The sequence below is a fragment of the Pantoea sp. AS142 genome, assembly GCF_037152305.1.
Lineage (GTDB): Bacteria > Pseudomonadota > Gammaproteobacteria > Enterobacterales > Enterobacteriaceae > Pantoea.
This window is the reverse complement of sequence record NZ_JBBCMO010000001.1, coordinates 754,241-771,831: the sequence shown is the minus strand read 5'-3', so window position 1 is coordinate 771,831 and position 17,591 is coordinate 754,241. Positions and strand designations below refer to the sequence as shown.

Below are 17,591 nucleotides of genomic sequence, written 5' to 3'. Positions count from 1 at the left end.
TTTAATAACCCCCAGCCTGTCCTGAGCTTTTTATAGCTGGATTGCCTTCATTGAGTTCACGGAACTGCTGCACACTGGCTGAAGCGGAGGTGCGTAAGAGCTGCACATCGTTGGAAACCGTGACCAGATCAAACCCCCACTCAGCGGCTTTGGCTGCATAAGCCGCGGATCCATTATGCAAGCCCGCTTTTTTCCCCGCCCGGTGTGCAACGTCAACAATATGTTTAATCGCGTCAACAATTTCAGGCTCATCACGATCAAATCCGGTGCGGTATTGACGTCCGGTAAGACCCAGCGTCAGATCTGCGGGGCCGACATAAACCCCGTCAAGACCGGGTGTTGTCACGATTTCTTCAAGATTTTTAAAAGCCTCAGCAGTTTCGATCATGGCAAAACAGACTACCTGGTCGTCAGCGTGTTGACCGTAGTCCACACCTTCTGAAATCGATACGCGTGTCGGACCAAAACTGCGGCTGCCGATGGGTGGATAGCGAACACATGAGACTAATTGCTGCGCCTGTTCCGCGTTGTTGACCATAGGGCAGATAATGCCCCAGGCACCGGCATCAAGAGCTTTCATAATGATGCCCGGCTCAAGCCAGGGCACACGTACCATTGGCGCTACACCGCTTGCATGCATAGCCTGCAGCATAGACTTAGCATCGTCATACCCGACGAAACCATGCTGCAGGTCTATGGTCAGAGAGTCATAACCTTGCCGGGCCATAATCTCAGCGCTGAAGGCGTTGCCAATGCTTAACCAGCCATTGAGAACCGTTTTATTCTCATTCCAGCGCGATTTGATGTTATTAAGTTTCATCCCTGCTCCTTAAACTACGATCTGGGCAAGTTTGACATTCATATAGTCGTGAATGCCTTCACTCCCCCCCTCACGCCCCATACCACTTGCCTTGATTCCGCCAAACGGGACTTCAGCTGCCGCCAGGGCATAGCTGTTAATGCCAACCATTCCAGACTCAAGCTTCGCGACGGTCTCGCGGATACGTCCTGGATCGCGGGTAAAGGCATAGGCTGAAAGGGCAAAGTCCGAATTGTTTACGCGCGCCCAGAGATCTTCGCTGTCGCTGAATGAGGTAATAGCGGCAATAGGACCAAAATTTTCTTCGGCAATCGCCAGCGCATCGTCAGGAACATCTGCCAGCACAGTGGGGGCATAGAAGTAACCGCCATTCAGGTCAATTCGATGGCCGCCGGTAATAACTTTTGCGCCTTTTTCGCGGGCATCAGTAACAATCGCTTCGATGGCCTGCAGGCGGCGAGTGTTGATTAAAGGCCCCATTGCAGTGCCTTCGTCCTGACCATAACCCACTTTCAATTGGCTGGTACGGCGCGCAAAGCCCTCGACAAAGCTTTCATATACGCTTTCGTGCACATAAAAGCGGTCAGCGGTTACGCATACCTGCCCGCAGTTGGCAAATTTCGTGGCAACAGAGAGATCCAGCGCCTTTTCAAGATCGGCGTCTTCAAACACAATGACTGGCGCATTGCCGCCAAGTTCCATGCTGAGGCGTTTAATGGTGGCTGCTGAGTCACGGATCATTTGTTGCCCCAACTGCGTCGAGCCGGTCAGTGAGACTTTTTTGACAACAGGTGAAGCTATCAGCGGTTCGTAGGTAGCCGGGGTAGGCCCGACCACCAGATTTGCCACACCGGCCGGGATACCCGCTTTACGCAGGCATTCAAAGATCATCATTGCGGAGCCTGGCACTTCGCTGGAAGGTCGCAGCACGACGGTGCACCCCGCCGCTAATGCAGGTGCCAGCTTGCGCGCCACCAGCACCACGGGAAAATTCCATGCCGTAAACGCTGCAACGACACCCACTGGTTCATGCGAGACTTCGCAGCGTCCACCAGGCACGCGGCTTTCCACTATGCGCCCATAAATACGGCGTGCTTCTTCCGCGTACCATACGAACTGATCAACGGAAAGCTCCCATTCACGTTTCGCCTGAGCCAGTGGCTTGCCACTCTCTTTTGAGATCACCACGGCGGCTACTGCAGCTGCAGCAACCATTTCGCGTGCAACAGCCTGCAGCAAATCGGCCCGAGCCCAGGCTTGGGTATTTTTCCAACTATCAAGCGCTTGCTCTGCCGCTGCTAATGCTGACAGCGTATCTTCAGTAGACGCAGCAGGGATAAAACCGAGCGATTGACCATTACCGGGATCAATTACGCTGACAGGTTCATTACCGTTGCCGCGGCTCCATTTGCCATTGATAAACTGTCCAAAATTCTCATACATGGTTTATTACTCCTTTGGCATCTAAGTCTGGCCTTAGAGAAAAATTTTGGCCTGAACGACGTTGAAATTGCTCATGGCCATCTTCTTTTCAAGCTTACAGATGCTCAGGAAAGCACTGATGTTTGCAATATTAGGATCGCAGCAATAAAAATTGCAATACACCGGCAATCTCACCTTAAAAGAAAACGAACCCTATTTAAAATCTTATTTTTCAGTAAGATATAACACGCATTAAAGATTTGTTATTCAGAAGTTAAAAATAAATAAATGAATTTTTAGAGAGAAATCACAAAAAACGTGAAGAAATTTTCCCTGAGCGCGACGAATGCGTTAGAACTAATTGCATTAAAGCTATTGTTGCAATTTTTATTGCGTTAGATAATGGAAGATCTTTCACAGGTGTTGCTTCAGAGGTGTGCCGAACATGAAGAAAATAAGCAAAATTAAGCCAGCATCAACTCCTTTGCCGCATAAAACTTATGAACAAATAGTTGACGACATAACAGAACATTATCCAAAACTGTCGGAGCGCCATAAGCAGGCGGCGAGATACATCACACAGAACCCTAACACCGTGGCCCTGGAATCCATCAATGCCGTTGCCGCGAAATGCGGTCTGCATCCCTCGGTGCTGGTGCGCTTTGCACAGGTGTTTGGATATAGCGGATTTAAGCAGATGCAGAGTGTGTTTCAGTCGCGCCTGGCTACTGCAGCGCCTGGCTACAACGAGCGCATTAATGCCCTGGAAGCCGATCTTAAGAAAAATGAGCAGAAAGGCAGCGCCGGTTTCTTGCAAAGTCTGGTCATTCGCGATATCGCAACACTCCAGGAACTCTTACAAAACGTGACGGGAGATGAACTGGACCGCACAGCCAGTTTGTTAAAAGAAGCAGATACAATTTACCTGATTGGCCAGCTCCGTTCAGAACCTATCGCGTTGCTACTGCGCTACCTGTTTACCATGCTGAACCGCCGGGTAGTGCTTCTTGATACTGCCGGTGGTCTGGCGCCGCAGATGGCAAAAAATATGCGCGAGAATGATGTCCTGCTGGCCATTGCTTTCCGTCATTACGCTAAGGAGGTGATTGCCATATCAGACGACGTCTTCGCCAGAGGACTCCCTGTTGTGGCCATCACGGACAGTAATCTCTCGCCTCTGGCAAAAAATGCGCGGGTGCTATTTACCGTCCCGGAAGAAGAATACAGTTTTTCCCGCTCTCTCGCCGCGCCGGTCTGTCTGGCCCAGAGCATTGCAATGGCGCTGGCAGCAGCGTTGCATCCGGAAAAAGCGCAACCGCGGATTGAAACCATTACCGAGCGGGAGCATGCAGATTTAACGCGTAAGCGTACCCGCGCTTAAGCATTCATTCTGCCGGCTCTCTCCCTCTCATAAGGGAGGAATAATTAGACCTAAAGTTTGCAACTTTTATTGCCATTGTCAGAGCAAGGCAAATAACGTTGTTGATTTAAACCATGATGCTGTTTTTAGCGTCCCCTAAGAGTGAGTGACATTATGGCTACGATTCGTTGCACAACAGCTCAGGCAATTGTTCGCTACCTGAGCAATCAGTTTACGGAAGTTGACGGGAAGCGCGTCCCGCTGTTCCCCGGGGTCTATGGAATTTTTGGACACGGCAACGTGACCTGCCTGGGGGAAGCGCTGGAAGCGGCACAGGATACTCTGCCGACCTGGCGCGGGCAAAATGAGCAGTCAATGGCATTTGCTGCCGTGGGCTTCGCCAAAGCTATGGTGCGCCGTCAGATTATGGTGGTTACGGCCTCCATTGGCCCAGGCACTACCAACCTGCTGACTGCGGCGGGCGTTGCACACACCAGCCGATTGCCGGTTTTGATGATTTGTGGCGACACATTTGCCCGCCGCTCACCGGATCCGGTCATGCAGCAGGTTGAGCACTTCAATGATCCAACTCAGACCGTAAACGATGCTTTCAAATCGGTAACGCGCTATTGGGATCGTATAACCTGGCCTGAACAGATTCTCTCTTCGCTGCCGCAGGCAGTGGCAACGATGCTCGACCCAGGTGACTGTGGCCCTGCCTTCATTGGCGTATGTCAGGATGTTCAGGAGATAGCTTACGATTATCCTGAAGAATTTTTCGAACCGCGGCTGCACAGCCTGCCGCGCCCTCGTCCCGATATCCAGCTTCTTGCCCGTGCCAAAGAGATACTGCTGCGTGCCCGGCGGCCCTTGATTATTTCCGGTGGTGGCGTGCGTTATTCTCAGGCAGAAGCTGTACTGGAACAGTTCGCAGAAGCTCACGGTATCCCGGTTGTTGAAACCATCGCCGGCAAAGGAAGCTTCACGCATGACCATCCTCTGCATATGGGGCCTGTTGGGATCCTTGGCTCGACTTCGGCCAATGAACTGGCAGGTAACGCAGATGTGATCATTGCGGTGGGTACACGCCTGATGGATTTCGTTACCGGATCCTGGACGGTATTTGATAATAAAGCCCAGTTTATCGCACTCAATGCTGCGCGTTTTGATGCACACAAACACCGAGCCATTCCGCTGGTTTGTGATGCCCGCGAAGGTTTAGCCGAACTCAATAATGCGCTGGGTAGCTGGAAAGCTGACAGCAGCTGGCTTGAACGCGGTCGCAAAGCGTTTGCTGGCTGGAATGAACTGATTGCAGAACGTCAGGAATGGAGTGCGACAGAAGGCGAACCAACCTATGCACAAGTAATCGGTGTGGTGAACGCGCAGGCCGCAGCAGAAGATTACATTATCAGTGCAGCAGGCGGCTTACCCGGTGAGCTGGTTAAAGGCTGGAAGGTCAAGAATCCAGGCACCTTTGACTGTGAATTTGGCTTCTCATGCATGGGTTACGAGCTGTCGGCTGGCTGGGGTGCCGCCATGACTGAACAAGATCGTGATGTATTTGTCATGATCGGTGACGGCACTTACATGATGATGAACTCCGACATCTACTCCAGCGTGCTGTCGGGCCATAAGTTCATTCTGATTGTCTGCGACAACGGCGGTTTTGCGGTGATTAACCGGCTGCAAAATGCCAAAGGTGGCGCGTCATTTAATAATCTGTTGAAAGACTGCCGGGTGCAGGAGCCGTTCCATGTTGATTTTGTGGCCAATGCCCAATCAATGGGAGCACTTGCACGCAAGGTGAACTCACTTGATGAACTGCAGGAAGCAATCATCTGGGCTAAAGGGAATGACCGTACCACCGTTATTTCCATTACGACTAACGCCTTTGACTGGACGCCAGGTGATGCATGGTGGGACGTCGGCGTACCGGAAGTTAGCGCACGTGAAAGCGTTAATCAGGCACGCGAGGATCATGTCGCAGGGCGTAAAAATCAGCGAGTAGGTATCTGACAGGAGTGGAAAAAATGCTTAAAGCCAAACTGGGAATCGCCCCGATTGCCTGGTCCAACGACGATCTTCCTCAACTGGGCGGAGAGACGCCGCTTTCAACCTGTCTGATTGAGAGCCACCTTGCAGGTTTTCAGGGCGTGGAGTCCGGAGGAAAGTTCCCCAAAGTCAGCACGGTGCTCAAACCGATGCTGCGTGAATTTCAGCTGGAACTGGTGTCAGGCTGGTATTCCGGCACCCTGCTGGATAACACCGTTGAGGATGAGATCGAAAAGGCGTTGCCGCAAATGCAGCTCTTTCGCGACTGCGGTGCAGCATGTCTCGTTTATGGCGAAACCGCAGGTACTATTCAGAACCAACAGGATGTGCCTATGGCACGACGTCGCCGTCTGACAGATGAACAAATTACCGAGTATGGTGAAAAACTATCTCGCTTTGCTGAGTTCTGCACAGAATATGGCGTTCCTCTGGCGTTCCATCATCACATGGGTACCGTCATCGAAGATCAAAATGACATTGATCGTCTTATGGCAGCAACGAACAAAAGTGTTGGATTACTGTTTGACTCGGGTCATTTGGTGTTTGCAGGCGTCGATCCGGACAGCATTCTGAAAAAACATGGCAGCCGCATCGTTCATGTTCATACCAAAGATGTCAGGGAAGACATCCTGTCATCGCTTGACTGGAACAAAGACAGCTTTCTTGATGCCGTGCTTAAAGGTGTTTTTACCGTGCCCGGTGATGGCATGATCGATTTCAACCGCATCACTCAAACGTTAGCTGAAATTGGCTATCAAGGCTGGTTTGTGGTCGAAGCTGAGCAGGATCCGGCAAAAGCACCGCCGCTGGAATATGCACGTATCGGTAATGTTACGCTGCGCAAGGCACTTAGCGCAGCGGGATACTCTCTTGTCGAAGGAAATATTTAATGACTCAATTAACTGGAAAGATAGCAGTAATAACCGGGGGTACCCAAGGGCTTGGGGCGGCCATTGCGCATCATTTTGTACAGAACGGTGTCGCCGGCGTTGTTATTTGTGGCCGAAATGCATCAAAAGGTAAGGAGGTTGCTGCAAAACTTAATTCGGAAGGCGCAGCGCGTGTTGAATTTGTACAGGCCGATCTCTCCTCGGTTGAGGATTGTCGTCAGGTCATTGCAACCACCGATGAGATTTTCGGCCAGGTCAATATTCTGGTCAATGCCGGTGGTATGACCGATCGCGGATCGATTCTCGATACCGAGCCTGAATTATTCGACAAGATATTCGCAACCAACGTACGCGGACCATTTTTCCTGATGCAGGAAACCATCAAGGTAATGCGCCGGGAAAAGATTGAGGGCAGCATCGTCAATATCTGTTCAATGTCAGCATTAGCAGGCCAGCCATTTATTGCGGCTTACTGCTCTTCAAAAGGCGCATTAGCGACCCTAACCCGCAATACAGCCTATGCCCTGTTGCGCAATCGCATTCGCGTGAATGGCCTTAATATTGGCTGGATGGCATCTGAAGGTGAAGATCGTATTATGCGCACCTATCACGGTGCTGAAGAAAACTGGCTTGAAAAAGCAGCTGCAGAACAACCCTTTGGCCGATTAATTTCACCGGAAGAAGTCGCCCGCTCAGTGGCTTTCCTTGCCAGTGAAGAATCTGGACTGATGACGGGTTCAATCGTCAATTTTGATCAGACTATCTGGGGTGCCTACGACCAGGCCGATACACCAGATGCACCGCTGTAATTTAGCCAAAAATATCGGCCTGCAAAAGTGGGCCGATGTTTTTACATTAAATGCGCCGGGGAAACTGTTATGAATATTAAACAAATCAGCGAAATAAAAAATTTTTACACTCATTTTCTCGCACACATTAAATTTGTCGAGATGAGTTACGGAACGCACTTAAAATCTGAAGATGAAATGAAACGCGAACTAAGAGAATGGCTTAACGAACATAAGGAAGCCAGGACATTTGGTGATAATGTTCGTCATGAAATATTTCACATGCTCAATCTGGTGGCGAGTGAATCGGTAGAGCAACTGGTAAAAAAGATCGCTATCTTTGAAAAAAACTGTGAATCCATCCACCTTGAGATGGAAAGCGAAGAATTTATGCGTAGAAACATTTTTAATTTAAAAATAAACTCGTTGTATTAATCATTAAACGCCGAGAAAACAGAGGATGTTACTCCATTTAATTGTGACATCAGCATCTGTCATCACTTGCCTGACTAAAACGTGGCGCCGTGGACTCCAGAGACCTTTTAATATTAATATTTGCATGCCATATTATGTGGCGAATAAATGTGGGTTTTCCGCAGCGATATGCCGTGAACTTATACTTACTGATACTTTTAACACTCTCCCGATGTTATCAATCATGTTTGTACTGTTTAAAAAAATTCCAGAAGATAATAGTACCTGACTTGCTTCACATCAGAACCCACCATTTTGACGTTTCCTCCCCCTTCGTGTCATGGCATAGCTTCCCTTAAATTAAAGATAGCGCTGCATCGGCCCGTTGCGCTCAGAGCGAATTACGGACCTTAGGGTTCAATGAGAATAGCAGTTCGTCCCTGACTGTTTCATCGTTAATGTCAGATGCGTTTAATTGTATAGTTTATTCAATAGGCGTCCTGCCAGTTTTTCAATTTTTGGCAAGAACCACGTAAGCAATCCCGTCAGTAGAAGGAATGAATATAACCACTCCCGATCCCTGCCTTGTCAGCCTATATACCCAGCCACACCGCTACTATTCTAATAACACCCACGTTCAATCAATAAAACAACCTGCCAGCCAGATTATTACGGTTGAGTAGCTGCACCATCGCATAAACATAACAGACGCAAATGCACTTGATATGATTAGGTTAATGGCGATCATCAGCACAACCGTCTACTGGAAATCTCTGTCAGTAATCAGCAGCGTAAGCGGCATAGGGTCAGCACGAAAGTTAATGACGGATGGTTAAAACACACATTTCATGACAGCAGTCCATTTAAACGTAATTTGGCCCTATGTTAGCTGATATGTGATTTGCTGATTCAGATTCTGACACTGCAATTAGCAAAAAAACGGCCATCTTTAAAAACTTTAAGCTCAGGTGTCTATGAATGCCAAAAGTAATATCTGACACCATGAGAAAAATTTATTCTTGTCATATATAGAGTCAACCCTGTAAATATAAATTTAAGAATAGCTGAGACTGCTGATAACGATACTGTTTTCGACGTTAGACGCTCTGTTATCGAAAATCATGTGAGCCGTGAAGAAATGCGGCAGAGAGTGATTACCACAATCGTCGTAGCCGATATGATTGAGAAAAGTCGTTGAGTAGGGATCGCGACTGAAAACAACGACGTGATTGGTTTTCCATGATTTTACCAGATGAAGGCTCTCTGTTTGCAGCCTCTGTTCTCCCGGAACCTGGAGGCAAAGTATAGGGGCTTGCTGGACTCGCCGAGCAGGAATGATTCAATCATCATGCGGTCGCCTGGCTTGAATCCGACAAAAATAGTCGTGCAGCGAAATTTACATGCAGCCTGACTGCGGTAGTAATTAAAATATCAATAACACTGATATCAGTGCAGCTTAACTTAACTCAACCGAATAGCATTCCATTACTCTGGAAAGGCGAGAAGTCACTGCGCTGTGACACGGCCTGAAGGTGCAGCACCCACCTTTCATGAACAGCGTTCACTATCGGAACGTCTGTATCGTGAACAGGGTGTAGACACTCAAAAGTTACTCGGCCATAAGACTTGATCACTATAACGATGATCGCGGCAAAAACGGGATCGTGATCGCTGTGTGAAGGCGATTTTATAAACAGTTTTGGGGGGATTTTGGGGAAAGAAGGCGTGAAACAAAAAGCCAACACGATTTTTACATTCGTGCTGGCTGGAGGTTGCGTGATTCAGATTACATATTTTCGATGATCGCGTCGCCAAACTCTGAACATTTCAGCAGCTTAGCGCCATCCATCAGGCGTTCGAAATCGTAAGTCACGGTCTTGTTAGCGATAGCGCCTTCAACACCTTTAACAATCAGGTCAGCCGCTTCGAACCATTCCAGGTGACGCAGCATCATTTCTGCAGACAGAATGACTGAACCTGGGTTCACTTTATCCTGACCGGCATACTTCGGTGCGGTACCGTGGGTCGCTTCGAACAGCGCACACTCGTCACCAATGTTTGCGCCTGGTGCAATACCAATACCGCCAACCTGCGCCGCCAGGGCGTCAGAGATGTAGTCACCATTCAGGTTCATACAGGCAATAACGTCATATTCTGCCGGACGCAGCAGGATCTGTTGCAGGAATGCATCAGCAATCACATCTTTAACAATGATCTCTTTGCCGGTGTTCGGGTTTTTAAACTTCATCCACGGGCCGCCGTCGATCAGTTCGCCACCGAACTCTTCTTTCACTAACTGGTATCCCCAGTCTTTGAAAGAGCCTTCGGTGAACTTCATGATGTTGCCTTTGTGAACCAGGGTCAGTGAATCACGATCGTTGGTGATGGTGTATTCCACTGCCGCGCGCACCAGACGTTTGGTGCCCGCTTCTGAACACGGCTTAACGCCGATACCGCACTGCTCAGGGAAGCGAATTTTCTTCACGCCCATCTCTTCGCGCAGGAACTTGATCACTTTATCCGCTTCGGCAGAGCCCGCTTTCCACTCGATACCTGCATAGATATCTTCGGAGTTTTCACGGAAGATCACCATGTCGGTCTCTTCAGGGCGTTTAACCGGGCTTGGCGTGCCTTTGTAGTAACGTACCGGACGCAGGCAGACGTAGAGGTCAAGCTCCTGACGCAGGGCCACGTTCAGTGAACGAATACCGCCGCCGACCGGGGTGGTCAGTGGGCCTTTGATGGCAACGCGATATTCTTTGATTAAGTCGAGCGTTTCCTGAGGCAGCCAGACGTCCTGACCGTAGAGCTCAACTGACTTCTCACCGGTGTAAATCTCCATCCAGGAGATCTTGCGCTCGCCGTTGTAGGCCTTTTTCACCGCCGCGTCGACCACTTTTAGCATGACCGGGGAAACATCAACACCGATACCGTCACCCTCGATGTAAGGAATGACCGGATTGTTTGGCACTGTTAGCTTGCCCTGATTCAGGGTGATTTTTTGACCTTCCGCCGGAACAACTACTTTGCTTTCCATTAACCTCTCCTGGGCGTTTGTTAATGATTTGTAAGATGCGAGTCAATACTACTTGAATATTTCCGCCACGCCAATCACCGCAATTTCACGTTATAATGCGCCGAATGTTTCTGACTGCAAAGCCCATGCGAAAAACAACTCAACGAATTCACCAGGATAAACGATTCAGCCGCCCGACGCGTGATGCGCGGCGTACCCCCGCCCGCCCTGCGGCGCCGCGCCGTGTGATTTTGTTTAACAAACCGTTCGACGTGTTGCCACAGTTCACCGATGAAGCGGGCCGACGCACCCTTAAAGATTTTGTCAGCGTTACAGCGGTCTATGCCGCAGGTCGCCTTGATCGCGACAGCGAAGGATTGATGGTGCTAACCAACGATGGCGCCTTGCAAGCCGCGTTGACTCAGCCCGGCAAACGCACAGGTAAGATCTATTATGTGCAGGTGGAAGGTGAGCCACAGGAGAAGGATCTGCAGCCTTTGCGTGAGGGGGTTAATCTGAAAGATGGGCTGACGCTGCCTGCTGGTGTTGAAAAAGTAGATGAACCGAAGTGGCTCTGGCCACGTCAGCCGCCGATCCGCGAACGCAAACATATCCCGACACAGTGGCTGAAAGTCACGCTGTATGAAGGCCGTAATCGTCAGGTACGCCGGATGACCGCCCATATTGGCTTTCCCACATTGCGATTAATTCGGTACGCCATGGGGAGTTATTCGCTCGACGATCTCGCTCCGGGTGCGTGGCGCGAACTCAGCGATAGCCCCCTCTGATAACCGGTTTTTTATAACCTCAGGTTAACAATTGCGGAGAAGTGATGTTTAAACCTCATGTTACTGTCGCCTGTCTGGTGCAGGCAGAAGGTGAATTGCTGGTGGTGGAAGAGACGATCAACGGTCGCGCCACCTGGAACCAGCCTGCCGGACATCTTGAAGCGGATGAAACGCTGCTGGAAGCCGCAGAGCGCGAACTCTATGAAGAGACCGGCATCGCAGCGCCGATGCACTATTTCATCGCAATAAACCAGTGGCTCGCGCCCGACAGTACGCCTTTTGTGCGTTTTTTGTTTGGTGTGGATCTGGCGAAAAAAGCGCCAACCCAGCCACATGACAGCGACATCGATTGCTGCTGGTGGCTGCCGCCCGCGCAGATTCTCACGGCTTCTAACCTGCGTTCGCCGCTGGTCGCGGAAAGCGTACGCTTATGGCAACAGGGCACGCGCTACCCGTTACATCTGGTCAGCCCGTTCCAGTGGCCGTTTCACGAGGGTGCGCGCCCGCCTTCTGCATGATAGAATGCGCCGCCTGTTTTTTTATCGTAATGCGAGCCTGTCATGTCTGACAACAGCCAGAAAAAAGTGATCGTCGGTATGTCCGGCGGCGTCGATTCTTCCGTTTCCGCCTGGTTACTGCAACAGCAGGGTTACCAGGTTGAAGGCCTGTTCATGAAGAACTGGGAGGAGGACGATGGCGAGGAATATTGTACCGCCGCGGACGATCTGGCGGATGCGCAAGCAGTGTGCGACAAGCTGGGTATGAAGCTGCACAAAGTTAACTTTGCCGCTGAATATTGGGATAACGTCTTTGAGCATTTCCTTGAAGAGTACAAAGCGGGCCGCACACCTAACCCCGATATTCTCTGCAACAAAGAGATTAAATTCAAAGCGTTTCTGGAATTCGCGGCTGAGGATCTTGGCGCAGATTTCATCGCTACCGGTCACTATGTGCGTCGTCATGACGTTGCAGGTCAGAGCCAGCTGCTACGGGGTCTGGATGGCAACAAAGATCAGAGCTACTTCCTCTATACCCTGAGCCACCAGCAGATTGCCCAAAGCCTGTTCCCGGTCGGCGAACTGGAAAAACCGGAAGTGCGTCGTATTGCCGAACAGCTGGACCTTATCACCGCGAAGAAAAAAGATTCGACCGGCATCTGCTTTATCGGCGAGCGTAAATTCCGCGATTTCCTGGCGCGCTATCTCCCGGCTCAACCGGGGGAAATTGAAACCACTGAAGGCCAGATCGTCGGTGAACATCAGGGGCTGATGTACCATACCCTGGGACAGCGTAAAGGTCTGGGTATTGGCGGCCTGAAAGAGAGCAAAGATGATCCCTGGTATGTGGTCGACAAAGATGTGGCGCGTAACCGCCTGATTGTCGCCCAGGGCGGCGATCATCCACGCCTGATGTCCGTTGGTCTGATTGCGCAGCAGCTGCACTGGGTTGATCGCACGCCTGTCACCGCCCCGCTGCGCTGCACCGTGAAAACCCGCTATCGTCAGACCGATATTCCCTGTGAGATTATTCCACACGGTGACGATCGGATTGAGGTGCGTTTCGACGAGCCCGTCGCCGCGGTAACGCCAGGGCAGTCTGCGGTATTTTACCTTGGCGATGTCTGCCTCGGTGGCGGTATTATCGAACAGCGCCTGCCGTTAGTGGCGGAGTAAGCGAGCTCAGCCTGCGTTGATAACACGTAAGTTGATGTCGCGTAAACAGGAGTAACCGTGGCGAAAAATTATCAGGAAATCACGCTGGCGCTGGCGGGCATCTGTCAGTCCGCCCATCTGGTACAACAGCTGGCTCAACAGGGTCACTGCCAGCCGGAGGCGCTGACCGTGTCGCTGCGCAGCATACTGGATCTCAACCCTGGCTCCACGCTGGCGGTATTTGGCAACAATGAAGCTAACCTGCGTCTCGGACTTGAAACTCTGATGGCGGTGCTGAACAGCAGCAGTCGCCAGGGGGCAGGGGCGGAACTGACGCGTTACACGCTCAGCATGATGGTGCTGGAGCGCAAACTCAGCGCCAGTCAATCCGCCATGGCCACGCTGGCACAGCGCATCAGTCAGCTGGACCGCCAGTTGGCGCATTATGAACTGGAGTCAGACACCATTCTCAGCGCGATGGCGGCCATCTATGTAGATGTGATAAGCCCGCTTGGCCCGCGTATTCAGGTCACGGGCTCGCCCGCCGTACTGCAAAATACCCAGGTACAGAGTAAAGTGCGCGCCACCCTGTTAGCCGGTATCCGTGCTGCGGTATTGTGGCAGCAAGTTGGTGGTGGCCGACTTCAACTGATGTTCTCGCGTCAGCGTTTGCTGCGTGAAGCGAAAACCCTCTTATCCCGGCTGCCACTGACTTACTAAGTCGGTGCGGCAAAACACTGCTAAATGATTCAGGAGTTGCACTGATGGAATTATCCTCTCTGACCGCCGTCTCACCTGTCGATGGTCGTTACGGCGATAAAGTCAGCCCGCTGCGTGCGATTTTCAGCGAATTTGGTTTGCTGAAATTCCGCGTTGAGGTTGAAGTTCGCTGGTTACAAAAACTCGCCGCGACCGCAGAGATCAAGGAAGTTCCTGCATTTGATGCCGACGCAAACGCTTTCCTTGATGCGATTATCGCCAGTTTTTCAGAAGACGATGCAGCACGCATCAAAACCATTGAGCGCACCACCAACCATGATGTGAAAGCGGTTGAGTATTACCTGAAAGAGAAAGTCGCCGATCTCCCTGCCCTGCACGCCGTTTCTGAATTTATCCACTTCGCCTGCACCTCTGAAGATATCAATAACCTATCGCACGCCCTGATGCTTGAAACGGCCCGTCGTGACGTGATCCTGCCTTACTGGCAGCAGCTGATTACCGCTGTTAAGGCGCTTGCCAGCGAATACCGTGATATTCCGCTGCTCTCCCGCACCCACGGTCAGCCCGCTACGCCGTCGACTATGGGTAAAGAGATGGCTAACGTCGCTTACCGTCTGGAGCGTCAGTTACGCCAGCTGAAACAGATTGAGGTGCTGGGCAAAATCAATGGCGCGGTAGGTAACTACAATGCCCACATTGCTGCCTATCCCGAAGTGGACTGGCATGAGCTGAGCGAAACCTTTGTCACCTCGCTGGGGATCACCTGGAACCCCTACACCACGCAGATTGAGCCGCACGACTATATCGCCGAGATGTTCGACTGCATCGCTCGCTTTAACACCATCCTGATCGATTTCGATCGCGATATCTGGGGTTATGTGGCACTGAACCATTTCAAACAGAAGACCATTGCGGGCGAGATTGGCTCGTCGACCATGCCACACAAGGTGAACCCGATTGATTTCGAAAACTCCGAAGGCAATCTGGGTCTGGCAAACGCTGTAATGCAACATCTGGCCAGCAAGCTGCCGGTCTCACGCTGGCAGCGTGACCTGACTGACTCTACCGTGCTGCGTAACCTTGGCGTGGGCGTGGGTTATGCACTGATCGCCTATCAGGCGACGCTGAAAGGCATCTCCAAACTGGAAGTGAACCGCGATCGTCTGCTGGATGAACTGGATCACAACTGGGAAGTGCTGGCGGAACCTATCCAGACGGTGATGCGTCGTTACGGCATTGAGAAACCTTATGAGAAACTGAAAGAGCTGACGCGCGGGAAACGCGTGGATGCTGCCGGCATGCAGGCCTTTATTGACAGCCTGGCGCTGCCGGAAGAGGAAAAAGTGCGTCTGAAGCAAATGACCCCGGCAAACTATATTGGTCGTGCTATCCAGATGGTGGATGATCTGAAATAATGCCCGCCGCAGACCGGCTCAGTCCGGTCTGCGTTAACATCTTGTTTAATAGATTTCGCGTATACTTTCTGCAGGTTGACTCAAACAGAGTGTAAGGAATTTCTATGCGTGTTCTGGTTGTTGAAGACAATGCCCTGCTGCGCCATCATCTCGCCGTCCAGTTACGTGACATGGGCCATCAGGTCGATGCCGCCGAAGACGCCAAAGAAGCCGACTATTTTCTTCGCGAACATCTGCCCGATATCGCGCTGGTGGATCTCGGCCTGCCGGATGAAGATGGCATGTCTTTGATTCGCCGCTGGCGCAGTGTTGCGGTCCGTCAGCCGATTCTGGTGCTAACCGCCCGTGAAGGCTGGCAAGCCAAAGTTGAAGCGCTGGAAGCGGGTGCTGATGATTATGTCACCAAGCCGTTTCACATTGAAGAAGTCGCGGCACGCCTGCAGGCGCTGATGCGCCGTAACAGTGGCCATGCGTCACAAATCATCGATATGGCCCCCTTTCAGGTTGATCTCTCTCGCCGTGAACTAACGGTTAATGAACAGCCGGTGAAGCTCACTGCTTTTGAATACACCATTGTCGAAACGCTGATCCTCAACGCGGGTAAAGTGGTAAGCAAAGACTCGCTGATGCTGCAGCTCTATCCTGACGCTGAACTGCGTGAAAGCCACACCATCGACGTATTGATGGGCCGTCTGCGCAAAAAGATTCTGGCGTTGCACCCCACTGATGTAATCGCCACCGTACGTGGTCAGGGTTACCGCTTTGATCTCTGACCATGTCCTGGTTTAAACGGTATCGCCCTATTTCGCTGCGCGCCCGCTTTCTGCTGGCCTCCGCAGCGATCGTTCTGTTTCTCTCACTTTCTTATGGCATGGTCGCGGTGATTGGCTATGTGATGAGTTTTGATAAAAATACCTACCGGGTGATGCGCGGTGAGAGCAACCTGTTCTTCACTCTGGCGCAATGGCATGACAATAAACTCACCATTGCTCAGCCGGAAAGGATGACGCTTAACTTCCCGACACTGGTGTTTATTTATGATGAGCACGGCAAACTGCTGTGGCAGCAACGCGATGTGCCGGAGATCCGCAAAAAGATCCACCGTGAATGGCTGCTGAAGCCCGACTTCTACGAGATTGATACCAGCAACCGCACCAGCATGGTGGCGATGGGTAATAACATCAATGCTCAGCGACAACTCAACGACTGGGACACCGACAGCAACGATACCTTTACCCACTCGGTCGCCGTTAACCGTTACGATGCCACCACAAATCTCCCTGCGCTTACCATTGTGGTCGTCGACTCTATCCCGCAGGAGTTGCAACACTCTGATGTGGTCTGGTCGTGGTTCAGCTATGTGCTGGCTGCCAATCTGATACTGATTATTCCGTTGCTGTGGCTGGCGGCGCACTGGAGTCTGCGGCCGATTGGCGCGCTGACACAGCAGGTACGCGAACTGGAGACCAGTCAGCGCGAAAACCTGGCGGATAATCCACCGCAGGAGCTGCGCAGTCTGGTGCGCAATCTCAATCTGTTGCTGACCAACGAGCGGCAGCGCTATACCCGCTATCGCACGACCCTTTCAGACCTGACCCACAGCCTGAAAACGCCGCTGGCCGTGTTGCAAAGCACGCTGCGATCACTTCGTAACGGCAAAGAGCTGACGGTAGAACAGGCTGAGCCAGTGATGCTGGAGCAGATCAGTCGTATCTCGCAGCAGGTTGGTTACTATTTGCATCGCGCAAGTATGCAGGCCGATCACAATCCGCTGCAGCGCGATCTGCATTCCGTCTCCGGTCTGCTCGACAGCCTCTGTTCGGCGCTGAATAAAGTCTATCAGCGTAAAGGCGTGGCGATTACGCTGGATATCTCACCCGAGCTGACCTTTGTTGGCGATCAGAATGATTTTATGGAAGTGCTGGGCAACGTGCTGGATAACGCCTGCAAGTACTGCCTGGAATTTATCGAAGTCAGCGCTTTTCAAAGCGAGAAGGCGCTGCATCTCTATATTGACGACGACGGTCCGGGTATTCCCGAGAGTAAGCGCGATCTGGTGTTTGTCCGGGGTCAGCGCGTCGATACCCTGCGTCCTGGTCAGGGATTAGGTCTGGCGGTAGTGCGCGATATTCTTGAACAATATGAGGGAAACGTCATCGCCTCCAGCAGCGCACTTGGCGGAACACGCATGGAAGTGGTTTTTAAACGCCAGGAAGTCGAACATCGCCGCGAGTAGAAAACCCTCAGGGCT

Annotated in this window: 15 protein-coding genes and 1 pseudogene; 13 read left to right on the top strand and 3 right to left on the bottom strand. The window is 51.4% G+C overall.

Going from position 1 to position 17,591, the window contains the following annotated elements:
* Position 1: 1 nt before the first annotated feature.
* Positions 2-820, bottom strand: coding sequence for an HpcH/HpaI aldolase family protein (locus tag WFO64_RS03900; RefSeq protein WP_337009094.1), 819 nt, complete (start codon positions 818-820; stop codon positions 2-4).
* Positions 821-829: 9 nt separating this feature from the next.
* Positions 830-2,263 (bottom strand): NAD-dependent succinate-semialdehyde dehydrogenase, encoded by a 1,434-nt coding sequence (locus WFO64_RS03895; RefSeq protein ID WP_337009092.1) that lies wholly within the window; start codon positions 2,261-2,263, stop codon positions 830-832.
* A gap of 424 nt (positions 2,264-2,687) precedes the next feature.
* On the opposite strand from WFO64_RS03895, the gene WFO64_RS03890 reads away from it, so the two are divergent.
* From WFO64_RS03890 to WFO64_RS03865, 6 genes and pseudogenes are all read left to right on the top strand, one after another.
* On the top strand, positions 2,688-3,623 hold the full coding sequence (locus tag WFO64_RS03890) for a MurR/RpiR family transcriptional regulator (protein ID WP_337009504.1): 936 nt from the start codon (positions 2,688-2,690) through the stop codon (positions 3,621-3,623).
* Between the two features lie 153 nt (positions 3,624-3,776).
* Positions 3,777-5,621 carry a 3D-(3,5/4)-trihydroxycyclohexane-1,2-dione acylhydrolase (decyclizing) gene (iolD, locus tag WFO64_RS03885; protein WP_337009090.1) on the top strand — a complete coding sequence of 615 codons (1,845 nt, stop codon included), beginning with the start codon at positions 3,777-3,779 and terminating at the stop codon, positions 5,619-5,621.
* Positions 5,622-5,635: 14 nt separating this feature from the next.
* Positions 5,636-6,547: a myo-inosose-2 dehydratase gene (iolE, locus tag WFO64_RS03880; RefSeq protein WP_337009088.1), complete on the top strand. Its 912-nt coding sequence runs from the start codon at positions 5,636-5,638 to the stop codon at positions 6,545-6,547.
* Positions 6,547-7,356 carry an SDR family oxidoreductase gene (locus tag WFO64_RS03875; protein ID WP_337009086.1) on the top strand — a complete coding sequence of 270 codons (810 nt, stop codon included), beginning with the start codon at positions 6,547-6,549 and terminating at the stop codon, positions 7,354-7,356. Before iolE ends, WFO64_RS03875 begins: the two co-directional genes overlap by 1 nt.
* Before the next feature lie 69 nt (positions 7,357-7,425).
* Complete coding sequence (locus WFO64_RS03870; RefSeq protein ID WP_337009085.1) at positions 7,426-7,770, top strand: hypothetical protein; 345 nt, start codon at positions 7,426-7,428, stop codon at positions 7,768-7,770.
* Between the two features lie 1,474 nt (positions 7,771-9,244).
* Positions 9,245-9,428 (top strand): annotated as a pseudogene (locus WFO64_RS03865) (integrase); the annotation flags it as partial.
* 107 nt (positions 9,429-9,535) lie between these two features.
* On the opposite strand, the gene icd reads toward WFO64_RS03865, so the two are convergent.
* On the bottom strand, positions 9,536-10,786 hold the full coding sequence (gene icd / locus WFO64_RS03860) for an NADP-dependent isocitrate dehydrogenase (protein ID WP_337009083.1): 1,251 nt from the start codon (positions 10,784-10,786) through the stop codon (positions 9,536-9,538).
* 104 nt (positions 10,787-10,890) lie between these two features.
* Between icd and rluE the strand changes: the two genes are divergently transcribed.
* The 7 genes from rluE to phoQ all read left to right on the top strand — a co-directional run bounded on the left by rluE (position 10,891) and on the right by phoQ (position 17,576).
* Positions 10,891-11,553, top strand: a complete 663-nt coding sequence (gene rluE, locus WFO64_RS03855) for a 23S rRNA pseudouridine(2457) synthase RluE (protein ID WP_337009081.1) — start codon at positions 10,891-10,893, stop codon at positions 11,551-11,553.
* 44 nt (positions 11,554-11,597) lie between these two features.
* Positions 11,598-12,071 (top strand): NUDIX hydrolase, encoded by a 474-nt coding sequence (locus WFO64_RS03850; RefSeq protein ID WP_337009079.1) that lies wholly within the window; start codon positions 11,598-11,600, stop codon positions 12,069-12,071.
* A 42-nt stretch (positions 12,072-12,113) separates the two neighbouring features.
* Positions 12,114-13,226: a tRNA 2-thiouridine(34) synthase MnmA gene (gene mnmA / locus WFO64_RS03845; RefSeq protein WP_337009076.1), complete on the top strand. Its 1,113-nt coding sequence runs from the start codon at positions 12,114-12,116 to the stop codon at positions 13,224-13,226.
* A 57-nt stretch (positions 13,227-13,283) separates the two neighbouring features.
* On the top strand, positions 13,284-13,925 hold the full coding sequence (gene hflD, locus WFO64_RS03840) for a high frequency lysogenization protein HflD (protein WP_337009074.1): 642 nt from the start codon (positions 13,284-13,286) through the stop codon (positions 13,923-13,925).
* 44 nt (positions 13,926-13,969) lie between these two features.
* A complete protein-coding gene (gene purB, locus WFO64_RS03835) occupies positions 13,970-15,340 on the top strand; it encodes an adenylosuccinate lyase (RefSeq protein WP_337009072.1) in 1,371 nt (456 codons plus the stop codon).
* A 104-nt stretch (positions 15,341-15,444) separates the two neighbouring features.
* Positions 15,445-16,113, top strand: coding sequence for a two-component system response regulator PhoP (phoP, locus tag WFO64_RS03830; protein WP_337009070.1), 669 nt, complete (start codon positions 15,445-15,447; stop codon positions 16,111-16,113).
* A 2-nt stretch (positions 16,114-16,115) separates the two neighbouring features.
* Entirely contained in the window at positions 16,116-17,576 is a 1,461-nt protein-coding gene (phoQ, locus tag WFO64_RS03825) for a two-component system sensor histidine kinase PhoQ (RefSeq protein ID WP_337009068.1), read from the top strand.
* Positions 17,577-17,591 lie beyond the last annotated feature (15 nt).